The following is a 1587-nucleotide window of genomic DNA, read 5'->3' on the forward strand; positions in this document are numbered from 1 at the left end:
GAGCAGAAAATAATATTAGCAGACTTTAATGCGACGGAGGTTCGCTATGCGGAAGATAAAACGGTGATCGATTTATTTGAAGCGCAGGTCAGGAAAAGCCCTGAGGCTACCGCCCTGGTGTTTGAAGGCATCTCCATGACCTATGCAGAACTGAATGTCCATTCCAACCAATTGGCACGTCACCTGCGGAATCATGCCGGTGTACAGCCGGGTGCAGGTGTGGGGGTATTACTGGACCGTTCAGAATGGTCTGTCATCAGTATGATCGGAGTGATGAAACTGGGTTGTGTTTATGTTCCTGTTGATGCAGAACTGCCTGAATTGCGGATCAGTTATATGCTGGAGAAAAGCAAGGCTAAGGTTTTAATCAGCGATGCTTCAGGGAGGTATAAGGGGGATTTGGCGCAAATTGACATCCATCAGATTCCTGCAGATACCGATAAGACAGACCTTTCGCTGAAAATTTCAGGAGATGATTCTTCCTTTGTCATCTTTACTTCCGGCTCAACAGGACATCCCAAAGGGGTGGAGCAAACCCACCTGATGCTGTATAACCTGATCATGTGGGACATCCATGGGGCAGGCTTCAAAAAGAAACAGAAACATTTACAATTTTCATCCTTTAGTTTCGATTCCTCGCTCCATGATATTTTTTATGCGCTGGCTACCGGCGGGGAGGTTCATGTAGTGAGTGAGGAGCTGCGAAAAGACCTCTGGGCCTTAAAAAGCTATGTGCTGGAGCGTGGGATTTCGACCCTTTCGATGCCTTATGCGGCTTTAAAAGTCATGTTTGGCGAGATTCCGGCGGAAGAATTCGAAGGCCATCAGATCAGCGAGGTCATCTCTACCGGAGAGCAGTTGTATGTGAGTGGCGGACTTCGGGGATTCCTGGAGCACCATCCATCCGTACGCATTTTTAATTTATATGGTCCTTCGGAAACCCATGTGGTTACGGGAAGTTCCTACAGTTTTTCTGAAGGGGAAATCCCCGAAAAGGCGAGCATTGGCAAGCCTGTTTACAATACCAGCATTTACATTCTGGATGAAGCGATGAAAGTGGTTCCCATTGGCGTGGAAGGTGAGGTGTATATCGCCGGCTGGAACCTGGCCAAAGGGTATATCGGAAGTGAGGAGTTGACTTCAGAACGTTTTATCCGGAATCCATTTGAACCGGGAAGTTTATTTTATCGCAGCGGAGATATCGGAAAATGGTCTGCTGATGGAGCAATAGAATATATGGTTCGCCGGGACAACCAGTTAAAGATAAACGGTTACCGGATTGAACTGGAAGAGATTGAGCGAACGCTGCGGATTCAGGATCAGGTGGAAGAAGTGATCGTATTGGCCAGGGACAGTGGCGGAGGGGAAAAAGAGCTGGTTGCTTATGTGGTAAGCAAGGCAGAAATCAGCCCGGCAGCACTTCGGAATCATTTAAGCGAACATTTACCTGCGTATATGATTCCTGTACATTATGTGAAACTGGATAAACTTCCGCTCACCACTAATGGAAAGGTCGACAAAAAGGCACTGCCGGATCCTGACGGCCTGGGTTTGTCGTCCGGTGTGGAATATCTGGCTCCCCGTAAT

Annotated in this window: 1 protein-coding gene; it reads left to right on the forward strand. The window is 47.8% G+C overall.

Going from position 1 to position 1587, the window contains the following annotated elements; translation table 11 throughout:
• Window positions 1–1587: amino acid adenylation domain-containing protein (locus BLQ87_RS33115; RefSeq protein ID WP_143010631.1), on the forward strand; the 1587-nt coding region annotated here is incomplete at both ends.

The sequence above is a fragment of the Pedobacter steynii genome, from assembly GCF_900103665.1.
Classification (GTDB): domain Bacteria; phylum Bacteroidota; class Bacteroidia; order Sphingobacteriales; family Sphingobacteriaceae; genus Pedobacter; species Pedobacter steynii.